This window comes from Ruegeria sp. YTSC199, from assembly GCF_059609725.1.
In genome coordinates this window covers 13,056-25,028 of record NZ_JBXWMF010000005.1, presented here as the reverse complement: position 1 = coordinate 25,028, position 11,973 = coordinate 13,056, and the positions used below count along the sequence as shown (strand labels likewise).

Below are 11,973 nucleotides of genomic sequence, written 5' to 3'. Positions count from 1 at the left end.
AGAGAGAGGGCCGAGGGTCAGGCCCGGGGCTGCGTTGGTGTTTCCTGCTTGCCATGGGCATAGTTCGAGGGTCCGGTGCGACGGAAGTCCTCGCGGAAATGGGTGGGTTCGGGGCCGTTGGCGCCTGCGACGGCGTCAGCCAGATAGGCTCCGACGATCTTGTTGGCCTGACGGGTGGCATCCAGCAGACGGACCTGTGCGTGGGCCTCATCCGTGATCAGCTCAGCCTCGGACAGCTCACGCGACCAGCGATCGTCTTCGGTCAGGTAAATGACGTCGCCTTCCAACAGATCGTTGGCGGTGACCACTTTGGGGGTAAAAGCGCGGGCCATCAGGCGTGCTCCTTCTTGAATTCGGTCAGGGCCTTGGCCGCTTGGCGCGGGGAGAGGCCGTAAAAGGTCAGGGTGGGGCCGTCCATCTCGGCGGCGGTCAGGTCATTGGGCAACTGGTCCAGCGTTGTTGCCAGTATGCGTTGATCTGGGCGTGAGGCGTTTTCCACCAGTGTCACCGGCGTGTCACGGTCGGCGCCATGCATTATCAGACGGCCCTGAATGAAGCGGGCCGACTTTTTGCCCATATAGATCGCCGCGACGGAACCGGCGCGTGCCAGTGCGTTCCAGTCGTGATCGGCAAAACCTTTAATGTCGTGGCCGGTCAGGAACCGCACCGAGGAATTGCGACCGCGGCGGGTCAGGCTTTGACCGATCCCTGCAACCGCAGCCGATGCCGCGGTAATTCCAGGCACGATCTGCCACGAGATACCTGCGGCTTCGACCGCTTCGATCTCTTCATCCAGACGGCCAAAGACGGTCGGGTCACCCGATTTCAGACGCACGACGTGGTGGCCTTTCACGGCGTAGTCGACCAGCAGGGCGTCAATGTCTTCCTGCTTCCAGGAAGGGCCGAACCCGGCCTTGCCGACATCGACCAGTTCAGCGGTCCTGCCAGCCAGGTCCAGAACGTCGGCGCTGATCAGACGGTCATGCAGCACGATATCTGCACGCCCAAAAGCTTTCAGCGCCTTGAGTGTCAGCAATTCAGGATCGCCGGGTCCGGCGCCGACAAAGTCGACATGGCCGGTGTGATCGTATGAATGCGGAACCTGCATCGTGAGTCTCGTGTTGGTTTGACTTGACCCTCAATATAGGAAATATTCCCGGTATTGTGCCATATGGGCGGATAAATAAGAACATACGTTCCAATACATCCGCAAAGTGGGACGCAAGTTTCGAAACGAAGGGAAAATTGGAATGTCGGTGCGGATTGATGACACGGATCGGAAAATTCTGGTCGAGCTACAGCGCGATGCCAGCCAATCGCTGGACGAAATAGCCGCCCGTGTCGGCAGTTCCAAGACCCCGGTCTGGAATCGAATCCGCAAGCTGAAAGGGGCCGGAGTCATCGGCCAGCAGACCGTTCTGTTGGATGCCGAGGCGCTGGGTTTCGAGGCGACCTTCTTCGTTCTGATCCGTACGTCGGAGCATGAGGCTGACTGGCAGCGCAAGTTCCTCAAAGCCTTGCGCGATCGCCCCGAAGTGCAAGAAGCACACCGGCTGGCCGGCGATATCGACTATATCCTCAAGGTTCGGGTCAAGAATGCGCGGGCCTATGATGAATTCTACCAAACCCTAATTTCCGAAGTGCGTGTGCACAACGTGACGGCGCTGTTGTCGATGGAGGAGATCAAGTCCACCACCATGCTGCCGCTGAACGCGCTGATCGAAAGCTGATGCCAGTCAAACCTGTACCATCAACCCGGTCAGGCCATGGAAGTGGTACGTGTTCGAGTATTCCGGTTCCGCCGTCAGGCACAGGTCCGGGTAGCGTTTGAACAGCGCCTTCAGAGCAATCCGCATCTCCAGCCGTGCCAGCGGGGCACCGACACAGAAATGCAGACCCCCGCCGAAACTGGTATTGGTCGCGATCGGCCGGGCGGGGTCAAAGCGGTCTGGTTCGCTCCAGACCGAAGGATCCCGGTTTGCTGCCCCAAGCAACAGCGCAACCTCATCGCCACGTTTGAAAGTGTGGCCGAATAGCTCGACTTCCTCATAGGCATATCGGGTGAACATGTGCAGCGGAGGGTCGTAGCGCAGGATTTCCTCGACAAAACCGTCCAGTTCGCAGGACCGAGGATCTAGCCCCAGTTTCAGAACCGTCTTCACGCCGTTACCCAGCGAATGAACAGTGGCCTCATGTCCGGCGTTCAGCAGCAGAATGCAGGTGGCGACAAGTTCGTCGCGTGAGAGTTTCTCGCCATCCTCTTCAGCGGATATCAGACGGGTGATCAGGTCGTCCTGCGGGTCGGTGCGGCGTTTTTCGATGTAGTCGCTCAGGAAAGCGGTGAAATCCCGTGCGGCGTTTGCTGCGATGTCCTCGGTTTCACGCGTGCGGCTGGCCTGATACATCGCCACCATGGCATGAGACCAGCGTAACAGATCGGGCGACATCTCCTCGGGCACGCCCAACAGGCGGCAGATTGTGATCACGGGGACTTGTGTACAAAAGGCGCCCAGCAGGTCAAAGGGCGTATCCGGAAAGCGGTCAATCAGATTGTGACTAAGATCACGAATGGACGGCTCAAGCGCAGAGATCGCGCGTGACGTAAAGGCCCGCATGACCAGCGCCCGCAGCCGTGTGTGGCGGGGTGGTTCAGCCTCAAGCAACGAATGTGCTTCGACATTCAGCCACGGCGCCAGGTGGGTGGGGCCGGGGCGCTGCAACTCGGCAGGGACTTCCCGGCCGAAACGGCGATCCTTCAGCAATACTTGCACAGCCCGGTGTGAGACAGCCGCGACTTTTTGGTAGTCTTCCCAATAAACAAGGTCCCCGTGCGCGCGAGCCTTGTCGTAAAAAGGGTAGGGGTTTTGCACGAAATCCGGATCGACCGGGGATTGGAGTACCGTCTTCATGCGGTGCAGACTTGCCATGCGGCGCGGTGAATGCAAGACCCTATACTATGCAGCGGGTTTGGGTGATCCTGGGATTTCTGTGTGCTGTCGGGTTGTTGTCCGCCGGCGTCTGGTCCTATGGCTATCGGCAGGCGCTGTCTCAGCTGAGCGAAAAAGCCGAGGCCGATCTTGAACTGGCTGCTGACCGGCTGAGCACGCAGATGCAGGTTTATCAGGAACTGGCTGTGCTGATGGCCAAGCACCCGGCCTTGCGAAGGCTTGAAACCCAGGAACAGCAACGCGCGGCCAGGGAGATACTGTTGGATGTGGCGGATAAGACCGCGGCCGTGAACATGATGTATCTGGACCGAACCGGCCAGGTTCTGGTTTCGGCGCAGCCCGTCGAACAAGACAACATGGCCGGGCATCCTGCTTTTCAGCGTGCGCTGCAGGGGGCGTTAGGCAACGCGCATGGTGTGATGCCGATCAGCGGCGACCGTATCTACTCCTATGCGGCCCCGGCGTTTGACGCCTCAGGCCGGGTCGAAGGCGCGCTGATGGTCGTAGCCGATGTACAGGATGTGGAACAGACCTGGCGTGGCAGCACCGAGGCCGTGTTCTTTATTGATGGGGATGGTGTGGTCTTTATCTCGAACAGGTCTGACCTGTTATTCTGGCAACGTGACGATGGGCAACAGGGGTTGACGCCGCCAGAGGGCGGCAAGGTCGATTTTACCTCGACCCGGGTCGGGCCACACGAACTTTGGAGGCTCAACTGGGGTCGCTACCTGCCAAGCCGCGCGTTGCACCTGATGCTTGATCTACCGGTGATCGACATGACGGCTGAGGTGTTGGTAGATGTTGCACCCGCCCGGCGTCTGGCCGGATTGCAGGCTGCAACTGTCGCTGCAATCTGTCTGGCCTTCGGAGCGTTGCTTTTTCTTGCAACCGAGCGCAGGCGTACATTGGCCGAAGCCAACGCGGTTCTGGAAAGCCGGGTCGCGCAGCGTACCCGCGCCCTGACCGCCGCAAACTCGGCCCTGCGCCGCGAGGTTCATGAACGGCAGGAAGCGGAAACAGCACTGAAGCAGGCGCAGGAGGAGCTAATTCAAGCCGGCAAGCTGAGTGCCTTGGGGCAGATGTCGGCGGGTATCAGTCATGAATTGAACCAGCCTCTGATGGCGATCCGGCAATTTGCCGACAACGGGGCGGCCTTCCTGTCCCGGGGGCGTGAAGCAAAGGCCGTCGAAAACCTGACACGCATTTCCGACATGGCCGCACGGATGGCGCGGATCATCAAAAACCTGCGCGCCTTTGCCCGCAACGAAAGTGAGCCGATGGGCAAGGTCGATCTGGTGCAGGTGATCGACACGGCTGTGGAGTTGACTGAGGCGCGGCTGCGCGCCGAAGGAGTGACCTTGGACTGGCATTCGCCTGAAAACCCGGTCTATGCATGGGGTGGCGAGGTGCGGCTGGTTCAGGTCTTTGTGAACCTGATCAACAACGCTGCAGACGCAATGAGCCAACAGGATGAGCGCCGTATCTGCATTGCGATCAAGGCCGATGAAAGGCTGACCGTTACGGTGCGCGATATCGGGCCAGGCATCGAGAACACTGAGAAATTGTTCGAACCTTTCTATACAACCAAAACGGTTGGTTCGTCCGAGGGGATGGGCCTGGGCCTTTCGATCTCGTATGGTCTGGTCCAGAGTTTCGGGGGGAATATTCGCGGTACGAACGCGCAAACCGGTGCGATGTTCACTGTAGAACTTGAATACTATCGGGAAGACGAGGTGGCATGACCCGAAAGGTTTTATTGGTCGACGATGACGCCGCTGTGCGTGAGGCGTTGGCGCAGACGTTAGAGCTTGCCGATTATGCTCCGGTCACAGCGGGATCGTTCGTTGCCGCCAAAGATCAAATCCGTGCCGATTTCCCCGGTGTCATCGTGTCGGACATCCGTATGCCCGGGCGGGATGGCTTTCACCTTTTGACCTACGCCCGTGAAGTTGACCCTGAACTGCCCGTCATCCTGTTGACCGGAGAAGGGGATATTCCCATGGCAGTGCGGGCAATGGGACAGGGTGCTTTCGATTTTCTCGAAAAGCCATGTGCCGCAGCCGACCTGCTGGAGGTTTTGAACAGGGCTTTTGACGCGCGTACGCTGGTTCTGGAACAGCGCACGCTGAAACACGAATTGGAACGCGGCGACCCCGCTGCGCGCCTGTTGTTCGGATTGTCCGCTCAGGCCGAAGCATTGAGAGAGCGGGTGCGGGCCGTTGCACCGACCGGGGCCGAGGTTCTGGTCACCGGACCCGCGGGCAGTGGGATTTCCAAAGTGGCAGAAGTTGTGCATCTGATGTCGCCGCAGGGACAGGGCCCGTTCGTAAAAAGGCCGTCGTCCGGTCTGACCCCAGATGCGTTGGTTCAAGTCTGCGAGGATGCGGCCGGAGGGTCGCTGTTTCTGGACGAGATCTCGGCGATGCCCGAGGCCACTCAGTACGCCGCGCTGGAGGCGGTCGAGCAGGGTATAGGCGCGCGGATACTGGCGGGAACAACGGCTGATCTGGCCGCGCTGTCGGCAGAAGGGCGATTTCATGCGGACCTGTTTTATCGGCTAGATGTGATGCGCGTGCGTATTCCGTCTTTGGCTGAGCGACCCGAGGACATTCCGGTAATCTTTCGACACTACGTAGAGCAGGCGGCCGAGCAGGCAGGCATCGCGGAACCCGAGATTTCGTCCGAACAAATGGCGTCGTTGATGGCCAGCGATTGGCCCGGGAACGCCCGGTCGCTGATGTCCGCGGCCATGCGGTTTGTTCTTGGGATGCCGGAAGAGGTTGCGCAAGCCACCGATCTTGGGTTGAGCGAACAGATGGCTCGGGTGGAACGGTCTTTGCTGATTGCTGCGTTGGGGCGGCATAACGGTAAGGCCTCGGACGCCGCCAAGGCGCTGAAGCTTCCGCGCAAAACTTTCTATGACAAGCTGGCCCGGTATCAGATTCGTCCTGAAGACTACCGCAGATGATCCGAAGGTCTCCAGACACTTTGATCGCGTTTTCACACGGTTAGTGGTGTCCGAAAAGGCAAGCCACAGGCGCGGGCTGCGGCTGATTCAATGTCAAAACCAAGTGATTCTTCGGCTCGATTCGAGAAGAGTGCGAAAATCCGCACAACGAGCAATATGCTTGTGCGAAATTTCGCACATCGAGTCATGGCGCCCAAAACGTGACTCTGAGAGGCGGCTTTTATATGATTGTTACAAAAGGAAAAAACAGCACACAACGAGAGATGTAATAAAACGTTGAGCCGCAACCACTGATTCGGTTCACTTCCCGGCACGAGGCGCTGTTTTGGCGCCCTTTGGAAAACTGAGGAAGTCTGGGAGGAAAAACAGATGAAATTCCTGACAACGGCTGCAACCGCAGTCGCGCTCACCGTAACTGCGACCGCTGGCATGGCCGCCTGTGATGACGGCGAGATCGTCGCAAAGTTTGCGCACGTAACAAATAGTGACAAGCACCCCAAAGGTATTGCGGCATCGCTGCTGGAAAAGCGTGTCAACGAAGAGATGAACGGCGTGATGTGCGTAGAGGTCTATCCGAACTCGACGCTCTACAACGACGACAAGGTGTTGGAAGCAATGCTGCAGGGCGACGTCCAGCTGGCCGCTCCGTCGCTGTCCAAGTTTGAGAAATTCACGAAACAGTTCCGTCTGTTCGACCTTCCGTTCATGTTCAAGAACATCGATGCCGTGGATGCGTTCCAGGGCTCGGCTGAAGGACAGGCGATGAAAGACAGCATGCAGCGTCGCGGCCTGCAGGGGCTGGCTTTCTGGCACAATGGCATGAAGCAGATGTCGGCCAATAAACCGTTGGTTGATCCTGCCGATGCAGAGGGTTTGAAGTTCCGCGTACAGTCTTCGGATGTTCTGGTGGCGCAAATGGAAGCCATCGGCGGCAGCCCGCAGAAAATGGCATTCTCGGAAGTTTACGGCGCACTGCAGCAGGGCGTTGTCGACGGGCAGGAAAACACCTGGTCAAACATCTACGGCAAGAAGTTCTTTGAAGTGCAGGACGGCATCACCGAGACCAACCACGGAATCATCGACTATCTGGTCGTGACCTCGGTTGACTGGCTGGACAGCCTTGACCCTGAAGTGCGCGAACAGTTCCTGGGCATTCTGTCCGAAGTCACTGAGACCCGCAACAAAGAAGCCTTTTCTGTGAACGAAGCTGCCAAAGCCTCGATCACCGATGCGGGCGGTATCATTCGCGAACTGGATCCTGAACAGCGTCAGGCATGGGTCGATGCGATGAAACCGGTTTGGGACAAGTTTGCCGACGACGTTGGTCAGGACAAGATCGACGCTGCTCAGGCGATCAACGCCGGTTTCTGATCCTAAAACAAGCCGCGCGTCCGAAGACCGGATGGTCACCGGAGCGAAGGCGGGGCGGGCCCCCCGAAGGCCCGCCTGAAATCACTCTCATCACATAAATTGCGGGGACAATGAGATGTCTGGTGCGAAACCCGGCCAAGGCGGGCTGACCGACCATATCGAAGAAACCCTGATTGCGTTGCTGCTAGGCCTGATGACGGCTGTGACATTTGCCAACGTGATCGCGCGGTTCGTTTTTAACTCCAACATTCTGTGGGCGCTTGAGCTAACAGTGTTTACCTTTGGCTGGCTGGTTTTGCTGGGCTCGTCTTATGCGGTGAAGAAACACGCGCATCTGGGTGTGGATGCCATTCTGAATATGCTGGCCCCGGCACCGCGCCGGATACTAGCGCTGATTGCCGTTGGCTGCTGTCTGGTGTTTTCGCTGTTGATGCTCAAAGGCGCGTATGACTATTGGGCCGTGTTTGCCGATTTGCCGCCCACTTCGGGCCGCTGGTTCCCGACAGGGTTCAATTTCGATGCACGAAGCCAGAGTTTCTACGAAGTTGACGACATTCCCATGGTCGCGCCGCTGCGGTTTCTGGAAGAAATGATCAACTATGGCGAGTCCTACGAGAAACTGCCCAAGGTCGTTCCGTATTTCATCCTACCGCTGTCGATGTTGCTGCTGGTGATCCGTTTCGCGCAGGTCGCCGTTCAGATTTGGCGCGGTGAGACCGACCGTATTGTCGCCAGCCACGAGGTTGAGGACGAGATTGAAGAAGTGCGCGCTCAACAGGGGGGGCATGACTGATGGACGTTGTACTTCTATTCTCAATGGTCATTGGCCTGCTGCTGATCGGCGTTCCGATTGCGGTGGCTCTGGGTCTCAGTTCGACCCTGTTCCTGCTGATCTATTCTGACAGTTCGCTGGCTTCGGTCGCGGGCACTCTGTTCGAAGCGTTCGAAGGACACTTTACCTTACTGGCGATCCCGTTCTTCATTCTGGCCTCGTCCTTCATGACGACGGGCGGTGTGGCGCGACGGATCATCCGGTTCTCGATTGCCTGTGTCGGGCATTTGCCCGGCGGACTGGCGATTGCGGGCGTGTTTGCCTGTATGCTGTTCGCGGCACTGTCGGGGTCGTCCCCTGCGACTGTGGTCGCCATCGGTTCGATTGTCATCGCCGGGATGCGGCAGGTTGGCTATTCCAAGGAATTCGCCGCTGGCGTGATCTGTAACGCCGGTACTCTGGGCATTCTGATCCCGCCGTCGATCGTGATGGTTGTCTATGCGGCAGCCGTTGAAGTCTCGGTCGGGCGTATGTTCCTGGCGGGTGTCATTCCGGGCCTGATGGCCGGTCTGATGCTGATGGTAACGATCTACGTCATGGCCAAGGTCAAGAACCTGCCCAAAGGCGAATGGAAGGGCTGGGGGGAGGTTATAACCTCGGCCCGTGAAGCCGGTTGGGGCCTGTTCCTGATCGTTATCATTCTGGGCGGTATCTACGGCGGTATCTTCACACCAACTGAAGCTGCTGCGGTTGCGGCGGTCTATGCCTTTCTGATTGCAAGCTTTGTCTACAAGGACATGGGGCCGCTTAGTACTGAAGAGGGTACGGAAAACGTTCCGCTGCTGAAGAAACCCTATGCGCTGATTACCGCATTCATTCACCCGGACACAAAACACACGCTGTTTGAAGCCGGTAAGCTGACCGTCACGCTGCTATTCGTGATCGCCAACGCGCTGATCCTCAAGCATGTGCTGACAGACGAGCAGGTGCCGCAACACATCGCCAATGCCATGTTATCGGCGGGATTGGGGCCTGTGACTTTCCTGATCGTGGTCAACGTGATCCTGCTGATCGGTGGCCAGTTCATGGAACCGTCAGGCCTGCTGGTGATCGTCGCGCCCCTGGTGTTCCCGATTGCGATCGAGTTGGGTATCGACCCGATCCACCTAGGCATCATCATGGTGGTGAACATGGAGATCGGGATGATCACACCTCCGGTCGGTCTGAACCTGTTCGTGACGTCGGGTGTGGCGGGAATGCCGATGATGAAGGTGGTGAAGGCGGCGCTGCCGTTCCTGGCCGTGCTGTTCGTCTTCCTGATCATGGTGACGTACATCCCGTGGATATCGACCTTCCTGCCCAACACATTCATGGGGCCGGAAATAGTTACCAACTAACGGGTTTCGATAAACAAAGGTTAAGCCGGGTCCGTGCAACGGCCCGGCTTAATTCGTTCAGGTGCTGTATTTCTGCAAGTAATTCTGAACCCAGCCGACGGCTCCGAACGCGCGGTTGCGGCCCTATGGGTGCAATGAGACCGGGACATTTCTGGTATTTGGCTGTTTTCAGTCAAAAGAGCCTATGCCCTTGAACGCCGGGGACGAGTTCTTATCTCTCGGTTAGAGGACGACCTCCCCTCAATGGGTAATCATTCGGGACGACCCGAACCGGATTGAGGTGTCCTGATGTCTTGGATTTTCCTGTTATTTGCCGGCCTGCTTGAAATCGTGTGGGCCGTTGCCATGAAACAATCGGCCGGTTTCACCCGGTTGTGGCCAACTGCCATTATGGGCATGTCCATGATCGGCTCTTTCGGGTTGCTGGCGCTTGCTATGCGTACGCTGCCGCTTGGAACGGCTTACGTTATCTGGACCGGTATCGGCGCGGTGGGTGCGTTTCTGGTTGGCGCGATGTTCCTGGGTGAGGCTCTGACCCCATTGCGCATCAGTGCCGCAATCCTGATCGTGTCCGGCCTGATCGTCATGAAGATCGCGTGATCGGCAGGTTAAAACAGACAATCATGCTGCCCGTTCGGGTTATTGGCTGTCAATGATACCGAAGGCGGGTCTGAGCCAACGCAGTACAGACCCGGACCTTCGGTCAACAATGTTGTTATTTGCGTTTCCTGAACAAGCGGGAAAGCCCACGCTTTTTCCCGGATTTGGCCTCGACTGATCGTGTCGTTTCAGACGGCTCACTGCGCTGCGGGATGGATGGTTCTTTGCTCGTCGGTTGGTAGTTGTGCCATTTGTCGATGGAAAATCCACCTTTGAGGACGTCTACATAGTCAACAGGCGCGTATTTTGGGTTGATGAACACAAGATCCACTTGAAAGAGGTAACCGCTGTAGTAGCACAGGTCGATTATCTCCAAGAGCTCAAAACCGGCGGCCATCGCCAGCTGCATTCGCTCGAATATCCTTTCCCGCGGAGATTCCAGGATCAGGACCGAGCAGTGTTTCAGCGCTTCTTGAGCACCCTCCAGAATCATTTCTTCGGCCCCGTCGACATCGATTTTCAACAAGAAAGGGGCAGCTGGGGCCTGTTCGACGACAAAGGTATCAAGCTTCAGCGTCGGCACTGTGCGCAGTGTTTCGGTCGGTGCTTCGCCGTGCGCGAACCTTGCATGAGTGACGTCTTGTCCTTGCATGACGGTGGAGACCGTCAGTTGCGCAGTCCCGTCAGAATTGGAAACCGCGACTTTGTTGAGCTCGTAATCTATGTTTGCGTCGCTGTAGACTTTTTCGATGGATTCGAAATGCTCTTCGATGGGCTCAAACAGATAGTGCTTCTTTTCGGGAAATGCGGCCATCAATTCATGTGTGCCAAAATGGATGCCAACATCCAGCACGCATTCGATGGGAAATTCGGCATCGCGAAGCTGTTGAAGAAGCGAAATCTTGCTTGGGTGACGCTGACTACTTTTCATAACGTTCCTTAAATCGGCGATAGTGTGTGGTGTCTGGCTGGTGTGCCAGGAAACACGACTGCTACTGATTGAGTTTGATTCTGGTCCGAGCAATTTGCCTCACGCGAGAGTTTGACGATGAGGCGAGCGAATTCAACAAGTTCTTTTCCAGCCGAATATAATCAGACGAGAAGCGTTCAGGCTTGCTCCAATGCCTCGACAATTGAAGAGAAGTCCGCAGCCTTAAGGCTAGCGCCGCCAACCAGCGCACCATCCACGTTTGATACGCCAAAGATTTCGGTCGCGTTGGACGGTTTGACCGAACCCCCATAAAGCAGACGCACTGAGCGGCCGACGCCTTCACCGAAACGCCGTTCCAGGCGGGTGCGGATAAAGTCGTGAACCTCTCCGATTTCGTTCAGCGTGGGAATTTTTCCAGTACCAATGGCCCAAATCGGCTCATAAGCGACGATCAGGTTTTCGCCGGTCGACTGGTCGGGGATCGAGCCCGACATCTGTCCGCCGATGATGTCCAGTGTATTGGCGGCTTCGCGCTGTTCCAGGCTTTCGCCGACGCAGATGATTGCCTTCAGCCCAGCATCCATGGCGGCGCGGGCCTTGGCGCGAACGTCTTCGTTCTGCTCGTCGTGATCCTGGCGTCGCTCGGAATGGCCCAGAATGACCGCGTTTGCACCGGCGTCCACCAACATGTCTGCGCTGATATCGCCAGTATGCGCACCCGAAGTCGCCGCATGGCAATCCTGTCCGCCGACGATGATCCCCGTGTCATGCACGGTCTCGGCCGCGCGGTGCAACAAGGTGGCGGGCGGGCAGATCAGCACGTCTATGGCCGGAGAGGGGAAAGCACGGGCCAAAGCCTCCAACTCGCTCAGGGCTGTCGTGGTTCCGTTCATTTTCCAATTGCCAGCCGCCAGCTTACGCCGCATGTCCCATTCTCCCTGAAGTAAAGTTTTTCTTTGAACCGGATAACACCGCCAGTCCAGACT

General features: G+C 57.5%; 12 protein-coding genes. 7 read left to right on the top strand and 5 right to left on the bottom strand.

Features of this window, described 5'->3' with window-relative positions:
• Nucleotides 1-17 precede the first annotated feature (17 nt).
• Entirely contained in the window at nucleotides 18-332 is a 315-nt protein-coding gene (locus tag AC2FEE_RS05955) for a DUF2849 domain-containing protein (protein ID WP_496863728.1), read from the bottom strand.
• A complete protein-coding gene (gene cobA, locus AC2FEE_RS05950; protein WP_496863727.1) occupies nucleotides 332-1,108 on the bottom strand; it encodes a uroporphyrinogen-III C-methyltransferase in 777 nt (258 codons plus the stop codon). The genes AC2FEE_RS05955 and cobA overlap by 1 nt, the downstream gene beginning before the upstream one ends.
• A 142-nt stretch (nucleotides 1,109-1,250) precedes the next feature.
• Between cobA and AC2FEE_RS05945 the strand changes: the two genes are divergently transcribed.
• Complete coding sequence (locus AC2FEE_RS05945) at nucleotides 1,251-1,730, top strand: Lrp/AsnC family transcriptional regulator (RefSeq protein WP_170442447.1); 480 nt, start codon at nucleotides 1,251-1,253, stop codon at nucleotides 1,728-1,730.
• A gap of 6 nt (nucleotides 1,731-1,736) precedes the next feature.
• Here AC2FEE_RS05945 and AC2FEE_RS05940 read toward each other — a convergent pair whose 3' ends face one another.
• Complete coding sequence (locus AC2FEE_RS05940) at nucleotides 1,737-2,909, bottom strand: cytochrome P450 (RefSeq protein ID WP_496863725.1); 1,173 nt, start codon at nucleotides 2,907-2,909, stop codon at nucleotides 1,737-1,739.
• Nucleotides 2,910-2,956: 47 nt separating this feature from the next.
• On the opposite strand from AC2FEE_RS05940, the gene AC2FEE_RS05935 reads away from it, so the two are divergent.
• The 6 genes from AC2FEE_RS05935 to AC2FEE_RS05910 all read left to right on the top strand — a co-directional run bounded on the left by AC2FEE_RS05935 (nucleotide 2,957) and on the right by AC2FEE_RS05910 (nucleotide 10,056).
• Nucleotides 2,957-4,690 (top strand): sensor histidine kinase, encoded by a 1,734-nt coding sequence (locus AC2FEE_RS05935; protein ID WP_496863724.1) that lies wholly within the window; start codon nucleotides 2,957-2,959, stop codon nucleotides 4,688-4,690.
• Nucleotides 4,687-5,916 (top strand): sigma-54-dependent transcriptional regulator, encoded by a 1,230-nt coding sequence (locus tag AC2FEE_RS05930; RefSeq protein WP_496863722.1) that lies wholly within the window; start codon nucleotides 4,687-4,689, stop codon nucleotides 5,914-5,916. Before AC2FEE_RS05935 ends, AC2FEE_RS05930 begins: the two co-directional genes overlap by 4 nt.
• A gap of 369 nt (nucleotides 5,917-6,285) precedes the next feature.
• On the top strand, nucleotides 6,286-7,287 hold the full coding sequence (locus tag AC2FEE_RS05925; protein WP_496863721.1) for a DctP family TRAP transporter solute-binding subunit: 1,002 nt from the start codon (nucleotides 6,286-6,288) through the stop codon (nucleotides 7,285-7,287).
• Nucleotides 7,288-7,402: 115 nt separating this feature from the next.
• Nucleotides 7,403-8,080: a TRAP transporter small permease gene (locus AC2FEE_RS05920; RefSeq protein ID WP_496863720.1), complete on the top strand. Its 678-nt coding sequence runs from the start codon at nucleotides 7,403-7,405 to the stop codon at nucleotides 8,078-8,080.
• Nucleotides 8,080-9,456 (top strand): TRAP transporter large permease, encoded by a 1,377-nt coding sequence (locus tag AC2FEE_RS05915; RefSeq protein ID WP_496863719.1) that lies wholly within the window; start codon nucleotides 8,080-8,082, stop codon nucleotides 9,454-9,456. Before AC2FEE_RS05920 ends, AC2FEE_RS05915 begins: the two co-directional genes overlap by 1 nt.
• Nucleotides 9,457-9,744: 288 nt before the next feature.
• Nucleotides 9,745-10,056 (top strand): DMT family transporter, encoded by a 312-nt coding sequence (locus AC2FEE_RS05910; protein WP_496863718.1) that lies wholly within the window; start codon nucleotides 9,745-9,747, stop codon nucleotides 10,054-10,056.
• Nucleotides 10,057-10,171: 115 nt separating this feature from the next.
• Here the strand turns inward: AC2FEE_RS05910 and AC2FEE_RS05905 are convergent, their stop codons facing one another.
• Nucleotides 10,172-10,987 (bottom strand): FkbM family methyltransferase, encoded by an 816-nt coding sequence (locus tag AC2FEE_RS05905; protein ID WP_496863716.1) that lies wholly within the window; start codon nucleotides 10,985-10,987, stop codon nucleotides 10,172-10,174.
• A gap of 176 nt (nucleotides 10,988-11,163) precedes the next feature.
• Nucleotides 11,164-11,913 carry a triose-phosphate isomerase gene (gene tpiA / locus AC2FEE_RS05900; protein WP_496863715.1) on the bottom strand — a complete coding sequence of 250 codons (750 nt, stop codon included), beginning with the start codon at nucleotides 11,911-11,913 and terminating at the stop codon, nucleotides 11,164-11,166.
• Nucleotides 11,914-11,973: the final 60 nt, after the last annotated feature.